This window comes from Pseudomonas sp. LBUM1656, assembly GCF_059716065.1.
This window is the reverse complement of record NZ_CP166800.1, coordinates 2,148,774-2,175,470: the sequence shown is the minus strand read 5'-3', so window position 1 is coordinate 2,175,470 and position 26,697 is coordinate 2,148,774. Positions and strand designations below refer to the sequence as shown.

The 26,697-nt window shown below is 59.4% G+C and carries 20 protein-coding genes; 7 read left to right on the top strand and 13 right to left on the bottom strand.

Going from position 1 to position 26,697, the window contains the following annotated elements:
* Positions 1-162: 162 nt before the first annotated feature.
* On the bottom strand, positions 163-1,212 hold the full coding sequence (locus tag ACA072_RS09735; RefSeq protein WP_497624115.1) for an FAD:protein FMN transferase: 1,050 nt from the start codon (positions 1,210-1,212) through the stop codon (positions 163-165).
* A 65-nt stretch (positions 1,213-1,277) separates the two neighbouring features.
* Between ACA072_RS09735 and ACA072_RS09730 the strand changes: the two genes are divergently transcribed.
* Positions 1,278-2,576: an MFS transporter gene (locus tag ACA072_RS09730; protein WP_497624114.1), complete on the top strand. Its 1,299-nt coding sequence runs from the start codon at positions 1,278-1,280 to the stop codon at positions 2,574-2,576.
* 194 nt (positions 2,577-2,770) lie between these two features.
* Here the strand turns inward: ACA072_RS09730 and ACA072_RS09725 are convergent, their stop codons facing one another.
* Positions 2,771-4,234 (bottom strand): glyceraldehyde-3-phosphate dehydrogenase, encoded by a 1,464-nt coding sequence (locus ACA072_RS09725; RefSeq protein ID WP_497624113.1) that lies wholly within the window; start codon positions 4,232-4,234, stop codon positions 2,771-2,773.
* Positions 4,235-4,596: 362 nt separating this feature from the next.
* Here ACA072_RS09725 and mfd point away from each other — a divergent pair, with 362 nt between their 5' ends.
* The 3 genes from mfd to ACA072_RS09710 are packed head-to-tail and all read left to right on the top strand — an operon-like array spanning position 4,597 to position 11,327.
* The gene (gene mfd / locus ACA072_RS09720) at positions 4,597-8,046 is read left to right on the top strand and encodes a transcription-repair coupling factor (protein ID WP_497624112.1); all 3,450 of its coding nucleotides are present in this window, start codon (positions 4,597-4,599) and stop codon (positions 8,044-8,046) included.
* Between the two features lie 10 nt (positions 8,047-8,056).
* Positions 8,057-8,623 (top strand): CsiV family protein, encoded by a 567-nt coding sequence (locus ACA072_RS09715; RefSeq protein WP_497624111.1) that lies wholly within the window; start codon positions 8,057-8,059, stop codon positions 8,621-8,623.
* Between the two features lie 10 nt (positions 8,624-8,633).
* Positions 8,634-11,327 (top strand): SNF2-related protein, encoded by a 2,694-nt coding sequence (locus tag ACA072_RS09710; RefSeq protein WP_497624110.1) that lies wholly within the window; start codon positions 8,634-8,636, stop codon positions 11,325-11,327.
* A 115-nt stretch (positions 11,328-11,442) separates the two neighbouring features.
* Here ACA072_RS09710 and ACA072_RS09705 read toward each other — a convergent pair whose 3' ends face one another.
* The 3 genes from ACA072_RS09705 to ACA072_RS09695 all read right to left on the bottom strand — a co-directional run bounded on the left by ACA072_RS09705 (position 11,443) and on the right by ACA072_RS09695 (position 14,069).
* Positions 11,443-12,180 carry an S-methyl-5'-thioinosine phosphorylase gene (locus ACA072_RS09705; RefSeq protein WP_497624109.1) on the bottom strand — a complete coding sequence of 246 codons (738 nt, stop codon included), beginning with the start codon at positions 12,178-12,180 and terminating at the stop codon, positions 11,443-11,445.
* A 12-nt stretch (positions 12,181-12,192) separates the two neighbouring features.
* On the bottom strand, positions 12,193-13,191 hold the full coding sequence (nagZ, locus tag ACA072_RS09700; RefSeq protein WP_497624963.1) for a beta-N-acetylhexosaminidase: 999 nt from the start codon (positions 13,189-13,191) through the stop codon (positions 12,193-12,195).
* 170 nt (positions 13,192-13,361) lie between these two features.
* Entirely contained in the window at positions 13,362-14,069 is a 708-nt protein-coding gene (locus ACA072_RS09695) for a TetR/AcrR family transcriptional regulator (RefSeq protein WP_497624108.1), read from the bottom strand.
* A gap of 229 nt (positions 14,070-14,298) precedes the next feature.
* Here ACA072_RS09695 and lexA point away from each other — a divergent pair, with 229 nt between their 5' ends.
* Positions 14,299-14,907, top strand: coding sequence for a transcriptional repressor LexA (gene lexA, locus ACA072_RS09690; RefSeq protein WP_497624107.1), 609 nt, complete (start codon positions 14,299-14,301; stop codon positions 14,905-14,907).
* A 10-nt stretch (positions 14,908-14,917) separates the two neighbouring features.
* Entirely contained in the window at positions 14,918-15,391 is a 474-nt protein-coding gene (sulA, locus tag ACA072_RS09685; RefSeq protein ID WP_497624106.1) for an SOS-induced cell division inhibitor SulA, read from the top strand.
* A gap of 93 nt (positions 15,392-15,484) precedes the next feature.
* Here the strand turns inward: sulA and ACA072_RS09680 are convergent, their stop codons facing one another.
* The 7 genes from ACA072_RS09680 to ACA072_RS09650 all read right to left on the bottom strand — a co-directional run bounded on the left by ACA072_RS09680 (position 15,485) and on the right by ACA072_RS09650 (position 23,902).
* Positions 15,485-15,718 carry a hypothetical protein gene (locus ACA072_RS09680; protein ID WP_010456352.1) on the bottom strand — a complete coding sequence of 78 codons (234 nt, stop codon included), beginning with the start codon at positions 15,716-15,718 and terminating at the stop codon, positions 15,485-15,487.
* 106 nt (positions 15,719-15,824) lie between these two features.
* Positions 15,825-16,349, bottom strand: coding sequence for a DUF6586 family protein (locus tag ACA072_RS09675; protein ID WP_497624105.1), 525 nt, complete (start codon positions 16,347-16,349; stop codon positions 15,825-15,827).
* A 141-nt stretch (positions 16,350-16,490) separates the two neighbouring features.
* Positions 16,491-19,118, bottom strand: coding sequence for a type I DNA topoisomerase (gene topA / locus ACA072_RS09670; RefSeq protein WP_497624104.1), 2,628 nt, complete (start codon positions 19,116-19,118; stop codon positions 16,491-16,493).
* Between the two features lie 114 nt (positions 19,119-19,232).
* Positions 19,233-19,469 carry a DUF1653 domain-containing protein gene (locus ACA072_RS09665; protein WP_046047845.1) on the bottom strand — a complete coding sequence of 79 codons (237 nt, stop codon included), beginning with the start codon at positions 19,467-19,469 and terminating at the stop codon, positions 19,233-19,235.
* Positions 19,470-19,569: 100 nt separating this feature from the next.
* On the bottom strand, positions 19,570-20,745 hold the full coding sequence (gene fadA, locus ACA072_RS09660; RefSeq protein ID WP_010456360.1) for an acetyl-CoA C-acyltransferase FadA: 1,176 nt from the start codon (positions 20,743-20,745) through the stop codon (positions 19,570-19,572).
* 32 nt (positions 20,746-20,777) lie between these two features.
* Positions 20,778-22,925 (bottom strand): fatty acid oxidation complex subunit alpha FadB, encoded by a 2,148-nt coding sequence (gene fadB, locus ACA072_RS09655; RefSeq protein WP_497624103.1) that lies wholly within the window; start codon positions 22,923-22,925, stop codon positions 20,778-20,780.
* A gap of 539 nt (positions 22,926-23,464) precedes the next feature.
* Positions 23,465-23,902 (bottom strand): hypothetical protein, encoded by a 438-nt coding sequence (locus ACA072_RS09650; protein ID WP_223511686.1) that lies wholly within the window; start codon positions 23,900-23,902, stop codon positions 23,465-23,467.
* A 104-nt stretch (positions 23,903-24,006) separates the two neighbouring features.
* Here ACA072_RS09650 and ACA072_RS09645 point away from each other — a divergent pair, with 104 nt between their 5' ends.
* Positions 24,007-24,444 (top strand): universal stress protein, encoded by a 438-nt coding sequence (locus ACA072_RS09645; RefSeq protein ID WP_008151425.1) that lies wholly within the window; start codon positions 24,007-24,009, stop codon positions 24,442-24,444.
* A 192-nt stretch (positions 24,445-24,636) separates the two neighbouring features.
* Here ACA072_RS09645 and ACA072_RS09640 read toward each other — a convergent pair whose 3' ends face one another.
* Positions 24,637-26,556, bottom strand: a complete 1,920-nt coding sequence (locus ACA072_RS09640; protein ID WP_497624102.1) for an ATP-binding cassette domain-containing protein — start codon at positions 26,554-26,556, stop codon at positions 24,637-24,639.
* Between the last annotated feature and the right edge of the window lie 141 nt (positions 26,557-26,697).

The window sequence follows — 26,697 nt, the reverse complement described above, 5'->3', positions numbered from 1 at the left end:
AAATCACGCCGATCTGCGGCGTGAAGGAACAATTTGGGGCCAGTGCAGAACCCGGACACAGTCTATAGAAGCGTCAACGCCGGGCACATTAACCCTTGGTCGCGTCGTAGGCTAGTTTTGCCTGCACTACAACGCCAGTCTTCGATGTTTGAATCGCCGCAATCATTCGGTTTTGCCGTCACTGAGGCGCTCAAAAGCCTGATTGGTTCGTGTGACGAAACCTGTATCGGCACGAATCACAAAGAATGCACCGATGTCATGCGTTTGGGCATAGTCCCACCCCCTTTCGGGACCCAGAATCAGCAACAACGTCGATAAGCCATCGGCCATCAACGCTGAAGGATGAATCACCGTGACTGACGCCAGGGCGTGCAGGACCGGCGCCCCGGTGCGGGCATCGAAGGTGTGGGAATAACGCCGACCGTCCTGCTCGAAATAGTTGCGGTAGTCGCCGGAAGTGGAAACGCCATAGCCGTCGACGGCGATGATGCGCTCGGCCACTTGCTGGTCGTCGCGGGGTTCTTCCAGGGCAATGCGCCACGGCGAGCCGTCGAGTTTTTTACCGGCAGCCTTGAGTTCGCCGGTGACTTCGGCGAGGTAGTTGTGGATGCCCATTGCTTCGAGTTTTGCGGCAATCGTGTCGACTGCGTAGCCGGCGGCGATGCTGTTGAAGTCGACTTCGACCGCGGCGTCCTTGCACAGCTGATCGCCATCGATACGCAGGTGCTGGTAACCGACTCGTTGCCTGGCTTCGGCCAGCGCCTGGGCCGCAGGAATTTTTTCTTCGCGAGCCTGCGGGCCGAATCCCCAGAGATTGAGCAGAGGTTCCACCGTCAGATCGTAGGAACCTTCGCTTAGTTCCGACAGTTGCTCACCGACGCGGACCAATTTGAGGATCGGCGCGGGCATTTTCTGACAGCGGTTGGCGGGTAGATCGTTGAAGCGCTCGATGTCGGAGTCGCTGCGATAGGTCGAAAATTGTCGATCCACTTCGGCGAGGATATTTTCTACTTCGGCCTGCACCGCTTTCGGCCCGGGCGTGGAGGAATGCCTTACGTATTGAATGGAATAACGACTGCCCATGGTCGGGCCATCAAAGCGTTCCAGACTGTCGCCGTTGCCACAACCGGACAAAACGCCGACCAGCACCACAAGTCCACTCCACCGTCCAGTTAACAAATCTTCATCTCCCCTCAAAACCGCGCCCGCCATTATGGACTCAGGCTCGCACAGGTGCAGTGCTTCCAAACAAGATTTACCAGAATGAGTATCTACAAATGCCCTCCAACACGAGCAAAGGCAAAGCGATTTTTCGCGTTGTCAGCGGTAACTTTCTCGAGATGTTCGACTTTATGGTCTACGGCTTCTACGCCACGGCCATCGCCAAAACCTTCTTCCCTGCCGACAGCGCTTTCGCTTCCCTGATGTTGTCGCTGGCCACGTTCGGTGCCGGCTTCCTGATGCGCCCACTGGGGGCGATTTTCCTCGGCGCCTACATCGACCGTCATGGCCGCCGCAAAGGCCTGATCATCACCCTGGCGATGATGGCTGCCGGTACGGTGCTGATTGCCTGCGTGCCGGGTTATGCCACTCTCGGCGTTGCTGCGCCGTTGCTCGTGTTGTTCGGCCGTCTGTTGCAAGGTTTCTCGGCCGGCGTGGAACTGGGCGGGGTGTCGGTGTACCTCGCGGAGATTTCCACGCCGGGTCGCAAGGGCTTCTTTGTCAGTTGGCAGTCCGCCAGCCAGCAAGCCGCGGTGGTGTTCGCCGGTCTGCTCGGCGTCGGTTTGAATCATTGGCTCAGCCCGGAAGAAATGAGTGACTGGGGCTGGCGCGTGCCGTTCCTGATCGGCTGCATGATTGTGCCGGTGATCTTCGTGATTCGTCGTTCACTGGAGGAAACGCCGGAGTTCCAGGCGCGCAAACACCGCCCTACCCTGCGGGACGTCGTCCGCTCGATCAGTCAGAACTTCGGCATCGTCATCGCCGGCATGGCGCTGGTGGTGATGACCACCGTGTCGTTCTACCTGATCACCGCCTACACCCCGACCTTCGGCAAAGCCGAACTGCACCTGTCGGATCTGGATGCATTGCTGGTGACGGTGTGTATCGGTCTGTCGAACTTCTTCTGGCTGCCGGTGATGGGGACTGTTTCCGACAAGATCGGACGTAAACCCCTACTGCTGGCGGCGACAATCCTGGCGATCCTCACTGCCTACCCTGCCCTGTCGTGGCTGGTGGCGAACCCGAGCTTCAGCCATTTGCTGATCGTCGAGTTGTGGCTGTCGTTCCTGTACGGCTCGTACAACGGCGCCATGGTCGTGGCGCTGACCGAGATCATGCCGGTGGAAGTGCGTACGACCGGTTTCTCGTTGGCCTACAGCCTGGCGACGGCAACGTTCGGCGGGTTTACACCGGCGGCTTGCACATACCTGATCCATGTCCTGGACAACAAGGCTGCGCCGGGGATCTGGCTCAGTGGCGCGGCGGTGCTGGGGTTGATTGCGACGCTGGTGTTGTTCAAAGGCAATCGGCATGAATTGCGGACGGCGCAGGCTGCTGTGGTCGGCGGCGCCTGATAGATCGCCTTCGCGAGCAAGCCCGCTCCCACAGGGTTTTTGGCGGTCACACAAACGTGATCACACTGCAAATCCAATGTGGGAGCGGGCTTGCTCGCGAAGAGGCCGGCACAAACAACACATCTGCAACTGACACGCCACACAAACAAAAACGCCCCGACCAAAGTCGGGGCGTTTTCATGTGCAGCTAAAGCTTAGCGCGGGAATGCTGGCGGGTTTACACCGGCCATGTCTTCCATCACGCGAACCACCTGGCAGCTGTAACCGAATTCGTTGTCGTACCAAACGTACAGAACAACGCGGTTGTCTTGGGTGATGGTCGCTTCAGCGTCCACAACGCCTGCGTGGCGCGAGCCAACGAAGTCGGTGGAAACCACTTCCTGCGAGTTGACGTAGTCGATTTGCTTATGCAGATCGGAGTGCAACGCCATGTAGCGCAGGTAATCGTTCATCTCTTCACGGGTGGCGGCTTTCTCAAGGTTCAGGTTGAGAATGGCCATCGACACGTTTGGCGTCGGAACACGGATCGCGTTACCGGTCAGCTTGCCGGCCAGCTCAGGCAGGGCCTTGGCAGCAGCGGTGGCAGCACCGGTCTCGGTGATCACCATGTTCAACGCAGCGCTACGGCCACGGCGATCGCCTTTGTGGAAGTTGTCGATCAGGTTCTGGTCGTTGGTGTACGAGTGAACCGTCTCAACGTGACCATTGATGATGCCGAACTTGTCGTTGACGGCTTTCAGCACAGGCACGATAGCGTTGGTGGTGCAGGAAGCAGCCGAAACGATCTTGTCATCAGCGGTGATTTCACCGTGGTTGATGCCGTGAACGATGTTCTTCAGCTTGCCTTTACCCGGCGCAGTCAGAACAACGCGATCGATGCCCGGGCATGCCAGGTGCTGGCCCAGGCCGTCGGCGTCACGCCATACACCGGTGTTGTCCACCAGCAGCGCGTCTTTGATGCCGTACTGGGTGTAATCCACTTCAGTCGGGTTTTTCGCGTAGATAACCTGGATCAGGTTACCGTTGGCAGTGATGGTGTTGTTGGCTTCATCAATGGTGATGGTGCCATCGAACGGGCCATGAACCGAGTCACGACGCAGCAGGCTTGCACGCTTGACCAGATCGTTCTCGGCGCCCTTGCGGACAACGATGGCGCGCAGGCGCAGGCCGTCGCCACCACCGGTTTTCTCGATCAGGATGCGCGCCAGCAGACGGCCGATACGACCGAAGCCGTACAGGACAACATCGGTGCCCTTGCGAGCGGAAACGTTTTGCTGGCCAACGACGTCAGCCAGTTCTTCGCGGACGAACTGCTCGGCAGTACGGCCATTGCCTTCGGCCTTGAACTTGACGGCAAGCTTGCCCAGGTCAACCGAAGCGGCGCCGAGCTTGAGCTCGCTCATCGCCTTGAGCAGCGGGAATGTTTCGTGGACGGACAATTCGCTGTCATCGGACTGACGATGACGAGCAAAGCGGTGAGCTTTGAGAATCGCAATGACTGAACGATTGATCAGGCTGCGGCCATAGATCGAGCTCACCACGTTGTTATTGCGGTAGAGCTGACCGATAAGCGGAATCATCGCTTCTGCGAGTGCTTCACGGTCGATCCATTCACCAAGACACTGGTCGGGCTTCTGAGTCACGGGAACCTTCCACATGTAGGGGCAGAAAAAAGGGGCTACATTATGCCGCCGAGTGCCTCTCGTAGCAATGCGCGCCTGTCGTGCGATCCGTAACAAATTCCTGTTCAAAAAAATTACGCACCGCTAAAGCCCAGTAAAACCGCGGCTTTCAGCCCAGTCAATTTTTTGGAGACATCGCTGTCTTATCCGTAACCCTCCGTAACACCTGGTCGTTTTGCCACTACATAATCATCAAATCTCAGCAAAAAACCGGCAGATTTTGTCTTTACCACTACATTTCGCCAAACCGGCGTAATAGACACATCAGCAACTGACAGGCGGCACCCGGGGCCGCTACAATTACCGACTTTGTCGCAACGCTTGGAGCTCAACCTTCCGTGCCCGTTCTGCGTCTACCGCTTCTCCCTGCCGCGGCAGGTAAACAGCACTGGGGCAACCTGCCCGGTGCCGCCCTGAGCCTGGCCATCGCCGAGGCTGCCAGCGCTGCCAAGCGCTTTACCCTGCTACTGACTGCCGACAGCCAAAGTGCCGAACGGCTGGAACAGGAGCTGGGTTTCTTCGCCCCGGATTTGCCCGTGCTGCATTTCCCGGACTGGGAAACCCTGCCTTACGATCTGTTTTCGCCCCACCAGGACATCATTTCCCAGCGCATCGCGGCCTTGTACAGGTTGCCGGAGCTGAGTCATGGCGTGTTGGTCGTGCCTATCACCACCGCGCTGCATCGCCTGGCGCCGACCAAATTCCTGCTCGGCAGCAGCCTGGTGCTGGACGTTGGCCAGAAGCTCGACGTCGAGCAGATGCGCACCCGGCTCGAGGCCAGTGGCTATCGCTACGTCGACACGGTGTACGAGCACGGCGAATTCACGGTCCGCGGTTCGCTGATCGATCTGTTCCCGATGGGCAGCAAACTGCCCTTCCGTATCGACCTGTTCGACGACGAAATCGAGACACTGCGTACCTTCGACCCGGAAAACCAGCGCTCCATTGATAAAGTCGACACCGTTCGCCTGCTGCCCGCGCGGGAATTCCCGCTGCAGAAAGACGCCGTCACCCGCTTCAAGGCGCGCTTTCGTGAGCGCTTCGATGTCGACTTTCGCCGCTGCCCGATCTTCCAGGATTTGAGCAGCGGGATCACGCCGGCCGGTATCGAGTACTACCTGCCGCTGTTTTTCGACGAAACCTCGACGCTGTTCGATTACCTGCCCCAGGACACCCAAGTGTTCTCCTTGCCGGGCATCGAACAGGCGGCAGAGAACTTCTGGAATGACGTGCGCAATCGTTATGAAGAGCGCCGCGTCGATCCTTCCCGTCCTTTATTGCCACCCGCCGAGCTGTTCCTGCCGGTGGAAGACTGCTTTGCCCGCCTGAAGAACTGGCCGCGTGTGGTGGCCAGTCAACAGGACGTGGAAACCGGCGTTGGCCGCGAGCGCTTCCCGGCGCGCGAACTGCCGAACCTGGCCATCGAAGCCAAGGCCACCCAGCCATTGGCGGCGCTGGCCGGCTTCCTCGACGAGTTCCCTGGGCGCGTGCTATTTACCGCCGAGTCCGCGGGCCGTCGTGAAGTACTGTTGGAATTGCTCGAACGCCTGAAGCTGCGGCCGAAAACCGTCGACAGCTGGCCAGACTTTGTCGCGAGCAAGGAGCGCCTCGCGATCACCATCGCGCCGCTCGACGAGGGTCTGGTGCTCGACAATCCGGCCCTGGCGCTGGTGGCCGAAAGCCCGTTGTTCGGTCAGCGCGTGATGCAGCGTCGTCGCCGCGAAAAACGCGCCGATGCCAACAACGACGCAGTGATCAAGAACCTCACCGAGCTGCGTGAAGGTGCGCCGGTGGTGCATATCGATCACGGCGTCGGCCGTTACCTCGGGCTCGCAACCCTGGAAATCGACGATCAAGCCGCCGAGTTCCTGACTCTGCAATACGCTGAAGGCGCCAAGCTTTACGTGCCGGTGGCCAACCTGCACCTGATCGCCCGTTACACCGGCAGCGACGATGCCTTGGCCCCGCTGCACCGCCTCGGCTCGGAAACCTGGCAGAAAGCCAAACGCAAAGCCGCCGAACAGGTGCGCGACGTCGCCGCCGAATTGCTCGACATCTATGCCCGTCGCGCCGCTCGCGAAGGGTATGCCTTCGAAGACCCGAAAGCCGATTACGCGACGTTCAGCGCCGGTTTCCCGTTCGAAGAAACCCCGGACCAGCAAACCACCATCGATGCCGTGCGCGCCGACATGCTCGCGCCAAAACCGATGGATCGCCTGGTCTGCGGCGATGTGGGTTTCGGCAAGACCGAAGTGGCCATGCGCGCAGCGTTCATTGCGGTGCACGGCGGTCGTCAGGTGGCGATTCTGGTACCGACCACCCTGCTCGCCCAGCAGCATTACAACAGCTTCCGCGACCGCTTCGCCGACTGGCCGGTGAGCGTGGAAGTGATGAGCCGCTTCAAGTCGACCAAGGAAGTGAACGCCGCGGTCGCCGATCTCGCCGAAGGCAAGATCGACATCGTCATCGGCACGCACAAGCTGTTGCAAGACGACGTGAAGATCAAAAACCTCGGGCTGGTGATCATCGACGAAGAGCACCGTTTTGGTGTCCGTCAGAAGGAACAGCTCAAGGCTCTGCGCAGTGAAGTCGACATTCTCACCCTGACCGCCACGCCGATTCCGCGCACGCTGAACATGGCGGTATCGGGCATGCGCGACCTGTCGATCATCGCCACGCCGCCGGCCCGTCGCCTGTCGGTACGGACCTTCGTCATGGAGCAGAACAAGAGCACGGTCAAAGAGGCCCTGCTGCGTGAGTTGCTGCGTGGCGGTCAGGTCTACTACCTGCACAACGACGTAAAGACCATCGAGAAATGCGCCGCCGACCTCGCCGAACTGGTGCCGGAAGCGCGGATCGGCATCGGCCACGGGCAGATGCGCGAACGCGATCTCGAACAGGTGATGAGCGACTTCTACCACAAGCGCTTCAACGTGCTGATCGCCTCGACCATCATCGAGACCGGCATCGACGTGCCGAGCGCCAACACCATCATCATCGAGCGTGCCGACAAATTCGGCTTGGCGCAGTTGCACCAGTTGCGCGGCCGGGTCGGTCGCAGTCACCACCAGGCTTACGCTTACCTGCTGACCCCGCCGCGCCAGCAGATCACTCCGGACGCGGAAAAGCGCCTGGAAGCGATCGCCAACACCCAGGACCTCGGCGCGGGCTTCGTGCTCGCCACCAACGACCTGGAAATCCGTGGCGCCGGTGAATTGCTGGGCGACGGTCAAAGCGGTCAGATCCAGGCCGTCGGTTTCACCCTGTACATGGAGATGCTCGAGCGCGCGGTGAAGTCGATCCGCAAGGGCGAACAACCGAACCTCGATCAGCCGTTGGGCGGTGGCCCGGAAGTCAATCTGCGTGTCCCGGCGTTGATTCCCGAAGCCTACTTGCCGGACGTGCATGCCCGACTGATTCTCTACAAACGCATTGCCTCGGCCACCGATGAGGAAGGCCTCAAGGACCTGCAAGTGGAGATGATCGACCGTTTCGGCCTGCTGCCGGAGCCCACCAAGAACCTGATGCGCATCACGGCGCTGAAGCTGCAAGCCGAGCTGCTGGGCATCAAAAAAGTCGACGGCGGCCCGCAAGGCGGCCGGATCGAGTTCGCGGCGCAGACGCCGGTCGATCCGCTGACCCTGATCAAACTGATTCAGGGCCAGCCTAAACGCTACAAATTCGAAGGCGCCACGATGTTTAAATTCATGGTCCCGATGGAAAGCCCGCAAGAGCGCTTTAATACTGTGGAGGCGCTGCTTGAGTGCCTCATTCCGAAAACTGCTTGAAGGACGCCGCATGCGCCTGTTTCGTTTACTGACTTTGCTGACCACCCTGGTCGCCCCAACGGCGTTTGCCGATGACCTGTATCAGGTTGAAATGATCCTGGTGCGGCAGAACGCCGTGCCTGCCATTGTCAGCAAAGCCGCACCGGAAGACTGGGCTGCCGGCGCCCAGCGCATCAGCCCCGACAGCTTCCGCACGCCAAGCCTGAATGGCGAAGTGGAAAAACTGACCGCCAGTAACGAATACACCGTGTTGCTGCACAAGGCCTGGCAGCAGAACCTCGGCGAGGAAGCCAGCAAAATCGCGATCAGCGACGGCGAGGAGAAGTTCGGCCAGTTTCCGATCGAGGGCACCCTGAGCCTGAAGCTGGGGCGCTTCACGGATGTGGATGCGGACTTTTGGGTCAACCAGATCGACGCCAACGGCATGGTCACTGCCAGCGAACGCCTGAAGCAGGAAAGCCACACCAAAAACGGCCAGCTGAACTTCCTCGACAACGGCCACCTGGGCATGTTGATCAAGATCACCTCGTTGACCGCCCCGGCACCTCGGCCAGCCCCCGATGAAATTCCGGACTGATTGAGTCCTTATGTCAGCGACCCTGAGCAAACCCCTGGCACCTTCCTGGGTCAGCCGATTCAAGGAACAGAGCCTGGAGCGTGGCCGTCGCTACGCGCTGGAGAACCGCGTCAGGATCGTCGAGGCCGGCGACGCTACGATCATTGCCGCCTGCGAAGGCTCTGGCGGTAACGTTTACCGTCAGACCATTCGCCTGCGCGAGTCAGCCAAAGCGACTTTGCTGATGGTCGATGCCACGTGCACGTGCCCGGTTCATGCCAACTGCAAACATTGCGCGGCGGTGCTGCTGAAGGTGCAGGAAACCCTGGCCTACCCCGCCGCCGCACAAGACGCCGAACTGCTGGAAAAACTGCAGGCCGTTTTGGAGAACCGCAGCCCGAAGGCGCCGCCCCAAGTGCTTGTGGATAACGTGCAACCGGTGCCGCGCCTGTGGCTGGCGAGCATCGAGTTCAGCGCCTTCGAGCCGCGCAACGGCAAGATGCAGCGCTACATCCAGCACCGTGCGGCGCTGTCTTTCAGTTACCTCGATGAATACGTTTCCGGGCAGAAGAACGCCGACGTCCTGATTCGTCAGGAAACCCAGACGCTGCGGATAAAACGCCACCCGGAAGTCGAACAGACCTACAGGGAACAGCTGCGAATCCTCGGTTTCAAAATCGCTACCCGCCAAAGCAAAGCCTTGCCGGAAAGTGCCGGCGAACTGTATGAGATGGTCAACGACAGCGCCTGGCTGACCTTCACCCTCAACGAGCTACCGAAGTTGCGCGCCCAGGGCTGGGAGCTGCAGATCGATGAGGAATTCGGTTTCGACCTGACCGCCGTAGATGACTGGTATGCCACTGTCGAGCAGGCGCCGGAGCGCGACTGGTTTGATCTGGAACTGGGGATCATCGTCAACGGCGAGCGCCTGAGCTTGCTGCCGATCCTGCTGAACCTGATGCGCTCCCACACCGAAATCCTAAACCCGGAACGCCTCGCCCGCCGGCGCGACGACGAACTGATTCTGGTGAACATTCCCAACCGCCCGAACTCCGAGTACGGCCCCTTGCAGGTCGCCCTGCCCTTTGGCCGGTTGAAACCGGTACTGGCAACCCTCGGCGAGTTCTACCTGCAAGAGCCCGGCGAAACCACGCTGCGCCTGAGCAAGGCCGACGCCACGCGCCTGAATCCGCTGGAAGGCATGCCGCTGCTTTGGGAAGGTGGCGAGCAGATCCGCACGTTCGCCCAGCGACTGCGGGACATCAAGGACTTCACCGCGACCGCACCGGAGGGCTTGAACGCAACCTTGCGCCCGTATCAGCTGGAAGGCTTGAGCTGGATGCAGTCGTTACGGCAACTGGAAGTCGGCGGAATTCTCGCGGACGACATGGGGCTGGGTAAAACCCTACAGACGCTGGCGCATATTCTCAGCGAGAAAATCGCCGGACGCCTTGATCGGCCGTGCATGGTGGTGATGCCCACCAGCCTGATCCCGAACTGGCTCGACGAAGCCGCGCACTTCACGCCGCAACTCAACGTGCTGGCGCTGTACGGCGCCAGTCGCAAAAAACATTTCGACCATCTGGCCGATTACGACCTGATCCTCACCACCTATGCGCTGCTGCCCAAGGACGTCGAACGTCTGGCGGCGCAGCCTCTGCATGTGCTGGTTCTGGATGAAGCGCAGTACATCAAGAACCCCAACAGCAAGGCCGCTCAGGCTGCCCGTGAGTTGAATGCGCGTCAGCGTCTGTGCCTGAGTGGCACGCCGCTGGAAAACCACTTGGGGGAACTGTGGTCGCTGTTTCACTTCCTGTTGCCTGGCTGGCTCGGTGACGTCAAAAGCTTCAACCGCGATTACCGCGTGCCGATCGAGAAACGCGCCAGTGAAGTCAGGCTTCAGCACCTCAATGGTCGGATCAAACCGTTTCTGCTGCGCAGGACCAAGGAGCAGGTGGCGACGGAATTGCCACCCAAGACCGAAATCATCCATTGGGTCGAGCTCAATGAGTCCCAGCGCGATGTGTACGAAACCATGCGCCTGGCGATGGACAAGAAAGTCCGCGATGAGATCACTCGCAAAGGTGTGGCGCGCAGCCAGATCATCATTCTTGAAGCGCTGCTGAAACTGCGTCAGGTGTGCTGCGATTTGCGCCTGGTCAACGATGCCGTGCTGCCGACGCGCGGCAGCACTTCGGGCAAGCTCGATAGCCTGATGGAAATGCTGGATGAGTTGTTCGAGGAAGGTCGACGGATTTTGCTGTTTTCGCAGTTCACCTCGATGCTGGCGTTGATCGAAATTGAACTGAAGAAACGTGGCGTTGAATACGCGCTGCTGACGGGACAGACCCGCGACCGACGGGCGCCGGTGAAAGACTTTCAGAGCGGCAAGCGTCAGATCTTTCTGATCAGTTTGAAGGCAGGTGGTGTCGGCTTGAACCTGACCGAGGCGGACACGGTGATCCACTACGATCCGTGGTGGAACCCGGCGACGGAAAATCAGGCGACTGACCGGGCGTATCGCATCGGCCAGGAGAAGCCGGTGTTCGTCTACAAGATGATCGCCCGTGGCACGGTGGAGGAGAAGATTCAGCACCTACAAAAGGAAAAATCCGACCTGGCGGCGGGCGTGCTGGATGGACGCAAGACCGGGGACTGGAAGTTGCAGAGCGATGATATTGAAGCGTTGTTTACGCCGTTGCCGGATAAGCTGGAAAAGCGCTGAGATCGTCGGCGCCAGATAGATTGCTATCGCGGGCAAGCCCGCTCCCACAGGGTCATCGCTGTCCCTGTGGGAGCGGGCTTGCCCGCGATAGGGTCGACCCGGTATTACGACTGACTTAGCCCTTAAGCACCCGCGCCAATGTCGACTTAACCTTCCCCATCCCGTCATGCAACGCCTGCTCGATCTCGGCCATGGTGATCACCGCCGCGGACTTGCCCGCTGCCGGGTTCACCACCAGCGCCAGACACGCATACTCCAGTTCCAGCTCACGGGCCAATGCCGCTTCCGGCATGCCGGTCATGCCGACGATGTCGCAGCCATCCCGTTCCAGCTTCGCGATTTCAGCGACGGTTTCCAGACGTGGGCCCTGAGTGCAGGCGTACACACCCTGACTGCTGTAGTCGACGCCTTCAGCCGCCAGCGCCGCAATCAATTGCTGACGCAGCGTTTCGCTGTAGGGATAGCTGAAGTCGATGTGGGTGACGTGTTCCAGGTTATCGGCGAAATAGGTGTGTTCGCGTCCGCTGGTGTAGTCGATCAGTTGATGCGGCACACAGAAGTGTCCAGTGCCCATCGCAGCATGAATGCCGCCCACGGCGTTGACCGCGAGGATCGCTTCGGCACCGGCCTGTTTCAGCGCCCAGAGGTTGGCGCGGTAGTTCACCTGATGCGGCGGGAGCCTATGCGGGTGACCGTGACGCGCGAGGAACAGCACTTCCTTGCCGGCGTATTCACCGATCTGCACCTCGGCCGACGGCGCGCCATAAGGCGTATCCACAGCCAATGACTGACGAATGTTCAGGCCTTCGAGTTGAGTCAGGCCGGTGCCACCGATAATCGCGTAAACCGTCATAACGAAAAGTCCTTATTCAATCAGTTGAGCTTCTTTGAGCGCGCCGATTGCGGTCAGCCAGCGCGGGTTCTGACGGTATTCAGTGTTGGCGTGCGACTGGCCACGCATGCGCGCAATGCGCTCGGACGGTGTGACCTTCAAACGCTGGGCCGCACTCAAGGCCAGTTCCGCAGCAGCGCGGTCATTGCAGACCAGGCCCATGTCGCAACCGGCGGTCAGCGCGGCTTCGATACGGCTGGCGGCATCGCCCACCACGTGTGCGCCGGCCATGGACAAGTCATCGCTGAAGATCACGCCGTCGAATTGCAGTTCACCACGCAGGATGTCCTGCAACCAGCGGCGGGAAAAGCCGGCAGGCTGGGGATCGACTTGTGGATAAATAACGTGGGCCGGCATGACGGCAGCCAGTTGCTTGCTCAACTTGGCAAATGGCACCAGGTCGTTGGCGCGGATTTCGTCGAGGCTGCGCTCATCGTTCGGGATCGCGACGTGGGAATCCGCCTCGGCCCAGCCGTGGCCGGGGAAATGCTTGCCGGTGGCGGCCATACCTGCGCTGTTCATGCCGCGAATGAATGCACCCGCCAGTAGCGCTGCACGCTCCGGGTCACCTTCAAACGAACGGGTCCCGACGACGGCGCTGCGCTGGTAATCAAGGTCCAGCACCGGAGCGAAGCTCAGGTCGAGGCCGACGGCGAGCACTTCGGTGGCCATGATCCAGCCGCACTGCTCGGCCAGGTACTCGGCGTTCGGGTTGTCGGCGATGGCGCGCATGGCCGGCAGTCGCACGAAGCCTTGGCGCAGACGCTGAACGCGACCGCCCTCCTGATCCACCGCCAGCAGCAGATCGGGACGAATGGCGCGGATCGCGGCGCTCAGCTCGCGCACCTGGCGCGGGCTTTCGATGTTACGGGCGAAAATGATCAGGCCGCCCACTTCGGGCTGACGCAACAATTGGCGATCTTCGGCCGTCAGCCAGGTACCGGCGACGTCCACCATCAACGAGCCTTGCAGGCCAGCAGTCATAGAAATTCCTTGATAACGAAAAACCCGGCTCGCGTGAATACGCCGCCTTGGGCTGTGCCCGGCAGGTCGGCGATATCAATGGGGAGCGGGTTCAGAACGAGAGTCGGCATGGGCGGCTAGCTTAGCGGATGTCAGCCGCCGCGCCCACCCGTGCATGGTCAAACCTTGGCTGTGGCCGGGGCAGACTTGCTGCGCGGACGCAGTTGCGCGGTGGCCATGGCCGCGTCAGTGACGCCGGTTTCGGCCCGCATGCCTGCAGCCAGGAACGGCACCATCAGGCGCATCACTTGCTCAATAGACGTATTGACGCCGAAATCGGTCTCGGCAATCGCCCGCAACGCCTTGATCCCCGACATGCTGAACGCCGCGGCGCCGAGCATGAAGTGCACGCGCCAGAACAGTTCGATCGGCGGAATGCGCGGAGCGGCTTCGTTGACCAGCATCATGTAGCGGCGGAACACTTTGCCGTACATGTCTTCCAGATAACGACGCAGGTGGCCCTGGCTCTGGCTGAACGCCAGCCCCAATAACCGCATGAAGATGGACAGATCGTTACCGCTGCGCGGCTGCACGACGAGGGCCTGCTCAACCAGAATCTCGAGCAACTCTTCGAGTGTCGGCTTGTTGTCAGGCTTGGACTGACGCCGTTCCAGCTCTTTATCGAGGCTCAGGCAAAACGGCCCGAGAAAGCGCGAGAAGACCGCCTGGATCAGCGCCTTCTTCGAACCGAAGTGGTAATTGACCGCCGCCAGATTGACACCAGCCTTGCTGGTGATCAGACGTAACGAGGTTTCAGCGAAACCTTTCTCCGCGAACAACTGCTCGGCAGCATCGAGAATGCGTTCAACGGTTTCCGACTGGGCCATGGCTACTCCGCCTGACAAACACTTGTTTGAAACATACGTTTCAGCCTGTGCGTTGTCAAGCCTGCCGGTTCGTTTTGGGAATGGTCGGTCAGCTATTTAACCATACAACGGCAAGCCTTCAATCAGCCGGCTGATTGACCGTCCAGCGGCCGGCCAAAAAAGGGGCATTGCCAAGACCGTTTCACTGTATATAATCCCAGTCACTGTATAAAAAGACAGAGCGATCAATATGCTAAAGCTGACGCCACGCCAAGCAGAGATTCTGGCCTTCATCAAACGCTGCCTCGAAGACAACGGCTACCCGCCGACCCGTGCAGAAATCGCTCAAGAATTGGGTTTCAAGTCGCCCAACGCAGCGGAAGAACACCTCAAGGCGCTGGCCCGCAAGGGTGCGATCGAGATGACCCCGGGCGCTTCCCGTGGCATTCGCATTCCCGGCTTCGAAGCCAAGGCCGACGAGTCGACCCTGCCGATCATTGGCCGAGTAGCTGCCGGTGCGCCGATTCTGGCCCAGCAGCACATCGAAGAATCCTGCAACATCAACCCTGCCTTCTTCCATCCGCGCGCTGATTATCTGCTGCGTGTTCATGGCATGAGCATGAAGGACGTCGGTATTTTTGACGGCGACCTGCTGGCCGTCCACACCACCCGGGAAGCCCGCAATGGCCAGATCGTCGTGGCGCGGATCGGTGACGAAGTGACCGTCAAACGCTTCAAGCGCGACGGCAGCAAGGTCTGGTTGATTGCCGAAAACCCTGAATTTGCCCCAATCGAAGTCAACCTGAAAGATCAGGATCTGGTGATCGAAGGCTTGAGTGTCGGCGTCATTCGCCGCTAAAGGAGGCTTTATGCAGTTCCCACACACCTCACAGCAAGCCCAACTGCCGTTGTTCGAGGCATTCATGGTGCAACCGTTAGCGCCAATCCTGAAAGACGTGGTCGAGTCGCCCTGGAGCGCCGAACCCGAAGTTTTCAGCGAGCTTTCACTGCGTGGTGCGGCCGGGAACTGCCTGAACCTTTTGGCGCCGATCCTTCGGGAGCTGAGCCAGGATCAGGACGCGCGCTGGCTGACACTGATCGCCCCGCCCGCCAGCCTGACTCAGGCGTGGTTACGGGACGCTGGCCTTAACCGCGAGCGCATCCTGCTGCTGCAACCTCGCGGCACTCAAAGTGCTCAGCAGTTGACCTGCGAAGCCTTGCGCCTGGGCCGCAGCCACACGGTTGTCAGCTGGCTCAACCCTTTGAACACAAACTCACGGCAACAGTTGATCAGCGCAGCCCGTACCGGGGATGCGCAGGGCCTGAATATTCGCTTGGGTTGAGGTTTAAACAATGCGCGCAATGAATAGCGCGGGGCTTCTCAAAGGATAGAGAAGCCGGTTCGTAGCCGGATCAGCAGAAAGCGACGAATGGGATCAGTGGAGGACCCGCGAACTCTCATCGGTATTGAATTCGCCTTCAACCAGGCGCCCTGCCATCTGAACACCGACGCTCAACATCGCCTTGGCGACTTCCACGTGCTGGCCCTGCAGGAAAGCCTTGGCATCCTCGGAGAAATCCAAAGTAACCAGAGAACCCTCGTCCTCGGCCCTGCGCAGCTCGATTCGGCCGTCTGGTAACTCGACAATTTCTAGAAAGGACGTTGGCATAAAGGTCTGTTCTCCACGAAAGGCGGGGATTATATAGGCATCGGCCAGGCTTCGCTCGGTAACTTGACCAGCAGCGCTTTTAATCGCACCACCGGGTCTTAGCCGATCAGCACTCGTTCAAGCCTTCGCGAAACCGGATTGCGAGCGCTTTCAAATTCTGACGCCAGCTCTCCAGCTCTTCGCGACTCAACTCCTCAGGCACCTCTTCCTCATCCAGGTTAACCGCCAGGATGAGAGGCTGAGTCACGTCACCCTTGGGCTTGTGCGGAGCGCGAGGCGGTTGAAACATCGCCGCGTGAGCAGCCAGCAGCTTGGCTAGCCAGGTTTCCCGATTCTGAGCCAACTCGACCATCTCAGCCATTTCCGGGATGGCGATGGCCTCCAGCACTTCGCGAGTCAGCAGCATCTCTGCCCGAGGTGCATTGGCCTGAGGCAAACGGTAAAAGCCGGCAATTTCATGGCACAGCCCCAGCAACGCACCGTACAGGTGGAATAACGCCGACTCGCGCCCTGCCTGAATCAGCGCCAGAGAATTCATCGCTCGCCCCTCTTCGGCTCTGGCGAGCGCTTCCAGCGACAGGCCGGCGAAATAAATCTTCTGGTTGGTGCGGGTATAGAGTTCTTGGGCCATGACGGCAGCCTCCACAACGAAATAATTGCTTAAAGCAGGTCAGACAGTGTCATGGATCAGCCGATCTGACCGCAAGCACAAAACAAAAAGGCCGCATGAAAACCCGAGGGTTGTCATGCGGCCTTTTGTGTACAGCCTTTTTTACGCTTTGGCTGCCGGACGCTTGTCTTCAACCGTCCATTTGCCGCCGTCGTAGTACGCCTTCCAGCCAGTCGGCTTACCGTCGACTTCAGTCTGCACGTACTGCTCTTTGGTCTTGCGGCTGTAACGGATTACAGCAGGCAGGCCGTCCGGATCTTTCTTCGGTGCTTCGCAGAGGAAGTGGTACTTCGGATCGATCTCGTCCTTGTGCGGCACGATCTCGATCACCAGCGGAGCACGGGTCTCGCGGTTTTTCGGGAACTGGCTCGCCGCCAGAAACAGGCCGGAAGCCCCGTCGCGCAAGATGTAGGTGTCGTTGACCTTTTCGCATTTCAGCTCAGGCATCTTCACCGGATCCATTTTCGGCGGCGCCGCGTCACCGCTTTTCAGCAGTTTGCGGGTGTTCTTGCAGGTTGCATTGGTGCAACCGAAAAACTTGCCGAAACGGCCGGTCTTGAGCTGCATCTCGCTGCCACACTTGTCGCATTCCAGGCTCGGACCTTCGTAGCCTTTGATGCGATAGGTGCCCTCTTCGATTTCGTAGCCTGAGCAGTCCGGGTTGTTACCGCAGATGTGCAGCTTACGCTTCTCATCCAGCAGGTACGCGTCCATTGCCGTGCTGCAGATCGGGCAGCGGTGCTTGCCGCGCAGCACCAGGGATTCCGATTCACCCTCGTCGTCCGCAGCGATTTCGTCGCCCGGCACCAGGTTGACGGTGGCCTTGCAGCGTTCTTTCGGTGGCAGGCTGTAACCCGAGCAACCGAGGAACACGCCAGTCGATGCGGTACGAATCTGCATCGGACGACCGCACAACACGCACGGAATGTCAGTCATCACCGGCTGGTTGGCGCGCATGCCGCCTTCAGCGCTTTCAGCTACTTCGAGTTTCTTCTTGAAGTCGCCGTAGAACTCGTCGAGTACGTTCTTCCAGTCGCGTTCGCCCTGGGCCACGTCATCGAGGTTCTCTTCCATGCCGGCGGTGAAGCCGTAGTCCATGAGATTGGAGAAGCTCTCGGCCAGACGCTCGGTGACGATGTCGCCCATCTTTTCCGAGTAGAAACGACGGTTGTGCAACGCTACGTAGCCACGGTCCTGAATGGTCGAAATGATCGCTGCATAGGTCGAAGGACGACCGATGCCGCGTTTTTCCATTTCCTTGACCAGGCTCGCTTCCGAGTAACGCGCCGGCGGCTTGGTAAAGTGCTGGGTCGGATCAAGCTTGATCAGCTTCATCGCGTCGCCCTGAGCCATGTCCGGCAGCACGTCGTCATCGCCAGGCTTGGCGATTTGCGGCATGACGCGGGTGTAGCCGTCGAACTTCAGGATGCGGCCCTTGGCGCGCAGCTCGAAATCGCCGGCACCGACGGTGACCGTGGTCGACAGGTATTGGGCCGGCAGCATCTGGCACGCGAGGAACTGGCGCCAGATCAGCTCGTAGAGCCGCTCTGCATCACGCTCCATGCCCGACAGCTTGCTTGGCTCGGTGTTGGCGTCAGACGGACGAATCGCTTCGTGAGCCTCTTGTGCGCCTTCCTTGCTGCTGTAGACGTTCGGGTTTTCCGGCAGGTACTTCTTGCCGAATTCGCCTTCAATATAAGTGCGCGCCATCGTCACGGCATCGGCCGAGAGGTTGGTGGAGTCGGTACGCATATACGTGATGTAGCCGGCTTCGTACAAACGCTGGGCCATCATCATGGTTTTCTTCACGCCGAAGCCCAGGCGGTTACTGGCAGCCTGTTGCAGGGTGGACGTGATGAACGGTGCCGACGGCTTGCTGCTGGTCGGTTTGTCTTCGCGTTTGACGATGCTGTAGCTGGAAGCCTTGAGCTTCTCCAGCGCGGCCATGGCCTGGGCTTCGTTGAGCGGCTTGAAGGCCTCGCCTTTCTCGCGGGCAACGTCGAAACGCACAGTCGCGCCCTTGGCGGTGCCGAGGTCAGCGTGGACTTCCCAGTATTCTTCCGGGTTGAACGCGCGGATTTCACGCTCACGCTCAACGACCAGTTTTACCGCAACCGATTGCACGCGACCGGCGGACAGGCCACGGGCGACCTTGGCCCACAGCAGCGGCGAAACCATGTAACCCACGACGCGATCGAGGAAACGACGCGCCTGCTGGGCATTTACACGATCGATGTCCAGCTCACCCGGTTTGGAGAAGGCTTCCTGGATCGCTTTCTTGGTGATTTCGTTGAACACCACGCGCTTATAGCGGCTGTCATCACCACCGATGGCTTCGCGCAGGTGCCAGGCAATGGCTTCCCCCTCGCGATCCAAGTCGGTTGCGAGATAGATGGTGTCAGCATCTTTGGCGAGCCGGCGCAGCTCTTCGATGACCTTTTCCTTGCCCGGGAGGATCTCGTACTTGGCTTTCCAGCCATGATCGGGATCGACACCCATGCGCGAGACCAGCTGCTTGCGCGCTTTCTCTTTCGGCGTGAGCGCCGGACCTTCACCCGCGGCAGCCTTGCCGCGCTTGGCGGCTGGCTCTTTGCTGGCGCTAGCCGAACCGCTGGTGGGCAGGTCTCGGATATGGCCGATACTCGACTTCACCACGTATTGGTTACCCAGATACTTGTTGATGGTCTTGGCCTTAGCCGGGGATTCCACAATGACCAGCGATTTGCCCATGGATCAGAAAATTCCTGAATTCTAGAAGTGAAAGGCGGTTGGCGCCTGACGCGGCACCGCTATATATAGTGGCTACAAGGTGAGGTCAAGCGCAGGGTCCTGCGCGCACTCAGCTTATGGCTTCGAAAAAAGGCTCGGTTCGGCTTGCACCAAAGCAAAGCGTGGCACCTGTTCGCCGTCAACCTCGACCGACTCCAGGAACATGCTCAAGGGACGCACCCAAAAGCCGTAATCGCCATACAGGGCTTGGTAGAAGACCACTTCTTCTTCGGTTTCCGAATGCCGCGCAATGCTGAATACGCGGTACTGCGGACCTTTGTAATGCTGGTAGAGCCCAGGTTGTATCGGCATGGTTTGGCCCTCACTCAAATCTTTTAAAAATAAAAACAAAAAATAAATTCAGAAAAACAAAAACCGGGGCACTTGGCCCCGGCTTCCATCAACGAAACGCTTAAACGCGTTCGAAGACGGTGGAGATGCCTTGGCCGAGGCCAATGCACATGGTGGCTACCCCGAAGGTGCCGCCATTCTGCTTCATCACGTTCAGCAAGGTGCCGGAGATACGCGCACCGGAGCAACCGAACGGGTGACCCAGGGCGATCGCGCCGCCGTGCAGGTTAACCTTCTCGTTCATCTTGTCGAGTACTTTCAGATCTTTCAGCACTGGCAAGGCCTGTGCAGCGAAAGCTTCGTTGAGCTCGAAGAAGTCGATGTCGTTAATGCCAAGGCCCGCACGCTTCAGTGCTTTTTGAGTGGCCGGTACTGGACCATAGCCCATGATTGCCGGATCCACACCTGCCACGGCCATCGAGCGGATAACCGCCAGCGGCTGGATGCCCAGGTCCTGTGCACGCTGCGCCGACATCACGATCATGCACGAAGCACCGTCGGTGATCTGCGACGAAGTACCGGCCGTCACGGTGCCGCCCTTCGGGTTAAACGCTGGCTTCAGAGCCGCCAGGCTTTCCAGGGTGGTTTCCGGACGAATGGTTTCGTCGTAGTCGAACAGTTTCAGGAAACCGTTCTCGTCGTAGCCCTGCATCGGGATGATTTCGTCTTTGAACTTGCCTTCCAGGGTCGCCTTGTGGGCGAGCTGGTGCGAGCGCACGCCGAAAGCGTCCTGTTGTTCGCGAGTGATGCCATGCATTTTGCCCAGCATTTCAGCGGTCAGGCCCATCATGCCCGAGGCTTTCGCCGCGTACAGCGACATGTGCGGGTTCGGATCGACACCGTGCATCATGCTCACGTGGCCCATGTGCTCGACGCCGCCGACGACGAACACGTCACCGTTGCCGGTCATGATCGCTTGCGCAGCAGTGTGCAAAGCGCTCATCGACGAACCACACAGACGGCTGACGGTCTGGCCGGCGGCAGTGTGCGGGATCTGCGTCATCAGGGACGCCATGCGGGCGATGTTCCAGCCCTGCTCCAAGGTCTGGTTAACGCAGCCCCAGATCACGTCTTCGACTTCGTTCGGGTCAACCTTGACGTTGCGTTCCAGCAATTTGCTGATCAGGTGCGCCGACATGTCTTCGGCGCGGGTGTTGCGGTGCATGCCGCCCTTGGAGCGGCCCATCGGAGTACGACCGAAGTCGACAATCACGACGTCTCTTGGATTCAAGCTCATAAAATTTCACTCTCGCTCAAAAGTTGGGACGCTTAACCGAAGAACCGTTGGCCGGTTTTGGCCATTTCACGCAGTTTTGCGGTCGGGTGGTACAGCGCGCCCAAATCAGCGTACTGGTCAGCCAGGGCAACGAACTCGGCAACACCGATCGAATCGATGTAGCGCAGCGCACCGCCACGGAATGGAGGGAAACCAATACCGTAGACCAGACCCATGTCGGCTTCGGCGGCGGTTTCGACAATGCCGTCTTCCAGGCAACGCACGGTTTCCAGGCACAGCGGGATCATCATCCAGTTGATGATGTCTTCGTCAGTGACTTCGCGCTGCTCGTAAACGATCGGCTTGAGCACTTCCAGCACCGACGGATCGGCCACTTTCTTCTGCTTGCCCTTCTTGTCGGTCTCGTAGGCGTAGAAACCCTTGCCGTTCTTCTGGCCCAGGCGCTTGGCTTCGTAGAGCACGTCGATAGCCGAACGGCGATCGTCTTTCATGCGGTCCGGGAAACCTTCAGCCATCACGTCACGACCGTGGTGACCGGTGTCGATGCCGACCACGTCCATCAGGTACGCCGGGCCCATTGGCCAGCCGAATTTTTCCATGACCTTGTCGATACGGACGAAGTCCACACCGGCGCTGACCAGCTTGGCGAAACCGCCGAAGTACGGGAACAGGACGCGGTTGACCAAGAAGCCCGGGCAGTCATTGACGACGATCGGGTTCTTGCCCATTTTCTTGGCGTAGGCAACGGTGGTGGCAACGGCCAGCTCGCTGGACTTCTCGCCACGAATCACTTCAACCAGCGGCATCATGTGCACCGGATTGAAGAAGTGCATGCCGACGAAGTTTTCCGGACGCTTGAGGGCTTTTGCCAGCAAGGTGATGGAAATGGTCGAGGTGTTGGACGCGAGGATGGTGTCCTCTTTGACCTTGTCTTCGACTTCGGCCAGAACGGCTTGCTTGACCTTCGGGTTCTCGACAACGGCTTCAACGACCAGGTCAACGTGACCGAAATCACCGTAGGACAGGGTTGGACGAATGCCATTAAGCACTTCAGCCATTTTCGCCGGTGTCATGCGACCTTTATCGACGCGGCCGACCAGCAGCTTGGCGGCTTCAGCCAGGCCTTGCTCGATACCGTGTTCGTTGATGTCCTTCATCAGGATCGGCGTGCCTTTGGAAGCCGACTGATAAGCGATACCGCCACCCATGATGCCGGCGCCCAATACGGCAGCCTGCTTCACGTCTTTGGCGATTTCGTCGTAGGCCTTGGCCTTTTTCTTCAGTTCCTGATCGTTCAGGAACAGACCGATCAAGCTCTGCGCGGCAGAGGTCTTGGCCAGTTTGACGAAACCGGCGGCTTCGATTTCCAGCGCCTTGTCACGACCGAAGTTCGCGGCTTTCTGGATGGTCTTGATTGCTTCGACCGGTGCCGGGTAGTTCGGGCCCGCTTGACCTGCCACGAAACCTTTAGCGGTTTCGAAAGCCATCATTTGTTCGATAGCGTTCAGTTTCAGCTTTTCCAGCTTCGGCTGACGCTTGGCCTTGTAGTCAAATTCGCCGGAGATGGCGCGCTTGATCAGCTCCAGTGCCGCTTCCTGCAGTTTCTCAGGGGCAACCACGGCATCGACGGCGCCGACTTTCAGCGCGTCTTCAGGACGGTTTTCCTTGCCAGCGGCAATCCACTCGATGGCGTTGTCGGCACCGATCAGGCGCGGCAGACGCACGGTACCGCCGAAGCCCGGGTAGATGCCCAGTTTGACTTCCGGCAGACCGATCTTGGCCTTGGTGGACATGACGCGATAGTCCGCCGCCAGGCACATTTCCAGACCGCCACCCAGCGCGATGCCGTTGATCGCGGCGACAGTCGGGACGTTGAGGTCTTCGAAATCGCTGAAAATCTTGTTGGCTTCGAGGTTGCCAGCGACAAGCTCTGCATCAGGCAGCTTGAAGTTCTCGACAAATTCGGTGATGTCGGCGCCGACGATGAAGACGTCCTTGCCACTGCTGACGATCACACCCTTGATCGAAGCATCTGCCTTGATGGTGTCTACGGCCTGACGCAGTTCGTTCAGGGTTAGACGGTTGAACTTGTTGACGGACTCACCCTTGAGGTCGAATTTCAATTCGACGATGCCACTTTCAAGAGCCTTAACCGTGATGGCTTTACCTTCGTAAATCATCAACTGATCTCCACGATATGGAAGCTGAACAGTACACGTCGGACGCAGGCGAATGGCTCGGCAGGACGCTTATCGTCGATGCTAACGCCAATCCACCCGGCACACCCGCCAACGCGATAGTCGGGATTCTGTAGGAGCGGTCTGAAATACAAACGCTCAATTCATACGCCCGTTTGATTTGGGTACGCCACCTTCACGGAATTTCCGGCAATTGTCAATCGCCCAAAATACGGGTTGAAACGCGACTTTGCGGTCACTTCCGTACTGCGAAGATCTTCAACACGCATCTGCATGTGAAGCCATTCATAGAATCAATAGTTAGAAAAGTCGCCCTAATTCGCTGCAGCCCGTGTTTAACAAGCTACGCTGGCGGGAACCCGAAGAAAAAATATGAACACTTGCGGCGAATGCCCAGCGTAAGATCAGCCCTACAGCGAATTACCGGCCTGCCTGGCCAACCCAGCCCGATGATGATGTCGGGCTTTTTATTGCCTGTCTGTCGGAGGTTTCGCGCCATTGCAGCGCGAAATATCCCTGAATCATGCCAGCGCTTTCAGCACTGCATCGATGTCCTGCAAAACCGTCGCCTCGCCCTTCTCGCCCCAATACAGGGTGATCATCTGCTTGTCTGCCTCGACCTTGTAGACGTTGGCCGGCAATTTTTCGAAATGATTGAGCAGCGCCCGATCTTCGCAAACCTCCTGCCACTGATTCACCCACACACCCGGCGACTTTTGCCAGTAACTCCAGCACGCCGGCTGATTGCCACGACGCGGCCGATGATACTGAGCGCAAGGGCTTGGTGGCTCCTGGCTCAGCCAGTGTGGCCACTCCTGGGGCGCCAGCTGCATGGCCAGGCCGATACGCCGCGCCTCCATGCGCAAGGCCATGCGCCCGCTCTGTCCGCGGGACGGTCGCAACCATGCCAGCGGACTCAGTACCACCAGCAGGATTGACACCACTATCCAGACCGTCATATCTGTACTCCCGATTCTTGATGAGCGCCTTGAGTCACTTTGGAACCATTGCGCTTGAAACCAGCCATACTTACCAATATTGCAATCCTCAGGAGGAGCACCTCATGCCCTACAACCACATTCTGGTCGCTGTAGATCTAACCGAAGAGTGCGACCCTGTAATCCACCGTGCTCGCGAGCTCTCAGTGAGCAATGGCGCGAAATTGTCCCTGGTCCACATCGTCGAACCGATGGCCATGGCCTTTGGCGGTGACGTGCCCATGGACCTGTCACAACTGCAACAACAGCAGTTCGACCAGGCCAAGGAGCGCCTGGACCGACTGATCGTCAAGTATCCGGAACTCTCCAAAGAATACAGCCACCTGACCTACGGCCAGCCCCGCCAGGAGATTCACCACCTGGCCAAGGAACAGACCTGCGACCTGATCGTGGTGGGCAGCCATGGCCGGCACGGCCTGGCATTGCTGCTGGGCTCGACGGCCAATGACGTACTGCACGGTGCGCCGTGTGATGTGCTCGCGGTGCGCCTGATCAAAAGCTGACAACACAAAACCAATGTGGGAGCGGGCTTGCTCGCGAAGGCGGACATTCAGTCGACATCAATGTTGAATGTAAGTCCCTCTTCGCGAGCAAGCCCGCTCCCACAGGGGATTTGCGTCAATCTGTAGACCGCATTCCATACGAAAAGCCCGGCGTTCATCACTGAACGCCGGGCTTTTTTATTGCAGGATCAATCAGGCATCCAGCTCGGCCCAACGCTCTACCATCACGTCGTGCTCAGCCTGCAACTGCTCAAGCTGAGCGATCACGGCAGCGGTCTCGGCCGCAGGACGCTGATAGAAACCGGCATCGGCCATTTGGGCCTCGACGGCAGCGATCTGCTGTTCCATGGCCTCGATCTGAGCCGGCAACATCTCCAGCTCCCGCTGCAACTTGTAGCTGAGCTTCTTCTTCGCCACCGGTGCTTCAACTGCCGCAGCAACCGGCGCCGCTCGCGCCGTCACCACCGCCGAAGTCAGGTCGGCCTTGCCGGACTTGCTCTCGGTCACGCCCAGCAGGCGCGGCGAGCCGCCCTGACGCAGCCAGTCCTGGTAACCACCGACGTATTCGCGAACCTTGCCTTCGCCTTCGAAGACCAGGGTGCTGGTGACCACGTTGTCGAGGAATGCCCGGTCGTGACTGACCATCAGCACGGTGCCGTTGAAGGTCAGCAAGACCTCTTCCAAAAGCTCGAGGGTTTCCACGTCAAGGTCGTTGGTCGGTTCGTCGAGGACCAGCAGATTCGCCGGTTTGCTGAACAGTTTGGCCAGCAGCAGACGCGCACGCTCACCACCCGACAGCGCCTTCACCGGCGTGCGGGCACGCTGCGGGCTGAACAGGAAGTCGCCGAGATAGCTCAACACGTGACGGCTCTGACCATCGATATCGATGAAGTCGCGACCTTCGGCCACGTTGTCGATCACGGTCTTTTCCAGGTCCAACTGATGGCGCAACTGGTCGAAGTAAGCCACGTCGATGCGCGTCCCCTCTTCCACTGTGCCGCTGGTTGGTTGCAAACCGCTGAGCATCAGCTTGAGCAGTGTGGTTTTGCCGGTACCGTTGGCGCCCAGCAGACCGATACGATCGCCCCGCGTCAGGACCATCGAGAAATCCTTGATCAGGAACGGGCCACCCGGATGCGCGAAACTCACGTTCTCGAGGACCATCACCTGCTTGCCGGATTTGTCAGCGGTATCCAGCTGAATGTTGGCCTTGCCGGTGCGCTCGCGACGTTCGCTACGCTCGACGCGCAGGGCTTTCAATGCGCGCACGCGGCCTTCGTTACGGGTGCGACGGGCCTTGATGCCCTGGCGGATCCAGACTTCTTCCTGGGCCAGCTTTTTGTCGAACAGCGCATTGGCCGTTTCTTCAGCGGCCAGCGAGGCTTCCTTGTGCACGAGGAAACTGGCGTAGTCGCCGTTCCAGTCGATCAGGCCGCCGCGATCCAGTTCCAGAATGCGGGTCGCGAGGTTCTGCAGGAATGAACGGTCGTGCGTGATGAACAGCACGGCGCCCTGGAAATCCTTCAGCGCTTCTTCGAGCCAGGCAATTGCACCGATGTCCAGGTGGTTGGTCGGCTCGTCGAGCAGCAGCAAGTCCGGTTCGGAAACAAGGGCCTGGGCCAACAGGACGCGTCGACGCCAGCCGCCGGACAATTCGGCGAGGGTCTTGTCGGCCGGCAACTGCAGACGGCTCAAGGTGCTGTCGACCAGTTGCTGCAAACGCCAGCCGTCGCGGGCTTCGAGGTCGTGCTGGACGTGCATCAGTTTGTCCAGGTCGGCGTCGGTGACGATGTTCTGGCTCAGGTGGTGATACTGCGCGAGCAGCTCGCCGACACCGTCCAGGCCTTCGGCAACCACGTCGAACACGGTCCGCTCGTCGGCTACCGGCAATTCTTGCGGCAATTCGCCAATCTTGAGGCCGGGGGCACGCCAAACGGAGCCCTCATCGGGCTTCTGGTCGCCCTTGACGAGCTTCATCATGCTGGACTTGCCAGTGCCGTTGCGGCCGATGATGCACACCCGCTCACCACGGGCGATCTGCCAGGACACCTTGTCCAACAACGGCATAGCGCCGAAAGCAAGGGACACATCGCTGAATTTGAGCAGGGTCATGAGCTTCTCCAAAAACCGGGCGCGCATTCTACCTGACTTGAGGCTTCAGAAGGCCGGCAATTTCAATGTCGAAGCACTCTGCATGACAATTGTTGCGAACTTGTGCAGAGAGACCGGCAAAGCTTTCGCCCGTTGCTGGCA

What these genes read in the sequence shown, in the direction of transcription:
- fadA (WP_010456360.1), bottom strand. Translation starts at nt 20,745, where the DNA reads ATGAGCTTGAATCCAAGAGACGTCGTGATTGTCGACTTCGGTCGTACT.
- ACA072_RS09695 (WP_497624108.1), bottom strand. Translation starts at nt 14,069, where the DNA reads ATGGCCCAGTCGGAAACCGTTGAACGCATTCTCGATGCTGCCGAGCAG.
- ACA072_RS09725 (WP_497624113.1), bottom strand. Translation starts at nt 4,234, where the DNA reads ATGTGGAAGGTTCCCGTGACTCAGAAGCCCGACCAGTGTCTTGGTGAA.
- fadB (WP_497624103.1), bottom strand. Translation starts at nt 22,925, where the DNA reads ATGATTTACGAAGGTAAAGCCATCACGGTTAAGGCTCTTGAAAGTGGC.
- ACA072_RS09650 (WP_223511686.1), bottom strand. Translation starts at nt 23,902, where the DNA reads ATGACGGTCTGGATAGTGGTGTCAATCCTGCTGGTGGTACTGAGTCCG.
- lexA (WP_497624107.1), top strand. Translation starts at nt 14,299, where the DNA reads ATGCTAAAGCTGACGCCACGCCAAGCAGAGATTCTGGCCTTCATCAAA.
- ACA072_RS09665 (WP_046047845.1), bottom strand. Translation starts at nt 19,469, where the DNA reads ATGCCGATACAACCTGGGCTCTACCAGCATTACAAAGGTCCGCAGTAC.
- ACA072_RS09735 (WP_497624115.1), bottom strand. Translation starts at nt 1,212, where the DNA reads ATGGCGGGCGCGGTTTTGAGGGGAGATGAAGATTTGTTAACTGGACGG.
- sulA (WP_497624106.1), top strand. Translation starts at nt 14,918, where the DNA reads ATGCAGTTCCCACACACCTCACAGCAAGCCCAACTGCCGTTGTTCGAG.
- ACA072_RS09715 (WP_497624111.1), top strand. Translation starts at nt 8,057, where the DNA reads ATGCGCCTGTTTCGTTTACTGACTTTGCTGACCACCCTGGTCGCCCCA.
- ACA072_RS09730 (WP_497624114.1), top strand. Translation starts at nt 1,278, where the DNA reads ATGCCCTCCAACACGAGCAAAGGCAAAGCGATTTTTCGCGTTGTCAGC.
- topA (WP_497624104.1), bottom strand. Translation starts at nt 19,118, where the DNA reads ATGGGCAAATCGCTGGTCATTGTGGAATCCCCGGCTAAGGCCAAGACC.
- ACA072_RS09680 (WP_010456352.1), bottom strand. Translation starts at nt 15,718, where the DNA reads ATGCCAACGTCCTTTCTAGAAATTGTCGAGTTACCAGACGGCCGAATC.
- ACA072_RS09710 (WP_497624110.1), top strand. Translation starts at nt 8,634, where the DNA reads ATGTCAGCGACCCTGAGCAAACCCCTGGCACCTTCCTGGGTCAGCCGA.
- ACA072_RS09645 (WP_008151425.1), top strand. Translation starts at nt 24,007, where the DNA reads ATGCCCTACAACCACATTCTGGTCGCTGTAGATCTAACCGAAGAGTGC.
- ACA072_RS09640 (WP_497624102.1), bottom strand. Translation starts at nt 26,556, where the DNA reads ATGACCCTGCTCAAATTCAGCGATGTGTCCCTTGCTTTCGGCGCTATG.
- ACA072_RS09705 (WP_497624109.1), bottom strand. Translation starts at nt 12,180, where the DNA reads ATGACGGTTTACGCGATTATCGGTGGCACCGGCCTGACTCAACTCGAA.
- ACA072_RS09675 (WP_497624105.1), bottom strand. Translation starts at nt 16,349, where the DNA reads ATGGCCCAAGAACTCTATACCCGCACCAACCAGAAGATTTATTTCGCC.